Genomic DNA, 509 nt, shown 5'->3' on the forward strand with positions numbered 1-509 from the left:
GCCGTGAACTTGGTGCCATCGATCGCAAAGGTGGGTCGACCAGCCGTGGTCCAATACCCTTTCAGTCGAGGCAGTTCCTGTTGCAAGCGTTCCCAGATCACGTTTTGAATCTGCTGGCCGCAACGACGCAGAGCCTGGCAAACGCCTTGGCGGGAAGCCGTTTGAGCATCGGGCATCAGACTCGCGACCACCTCGCTTGCTTCGGTCATCTTCTGCGAAAGGGTTCGCCGAGACGACCATCCCCAGCAGACCAATGCCATCGCTGCCAGCGTGCGACAACCGATCGTCGCGTTACCATGCCGCCTGCTGTCATCCAGTTCAGCTGGCAATAAAAACTCAAATACGGCTTCCAAATTCGAAAACGATGTGCGACGATCCGTGCTGTCTTGATGCGACATTCCAAGTTCCTTCTTGGAAGTATTGTTGGTTTGGCGACGAGCATTGAAGGCCCAACCGCCTTCCGCATCAAGACTTATTTTTTGCGCCGGGAGAAATTGTTACCAGCGTTG

1 protein-coding gene is annotated in these 509 nt (G+C 55.0%); it reads right to left on the bottom strand.

Annotated features, from left to right (window positions below):
• A partial coding sequence (locus tag C5Y96_RS16000) for a hypothetical protein (RefSeq protein WP_146115685.1) occupies positions 1-398 on the bottom strand: 398 nt, incomplete at its 3' end.
• Between the last annotated feature and the right edge of the window lie 111 nt (positions 399-509).

Source organism: Blastopirellula marina, from assembly GCF_002967715.1.
Lineage (GTDB): Bacteria > Planctomycetota > Planctomycetia > Pirellulales > Pirellulaceae > Bremerella > Bremerella marina_B.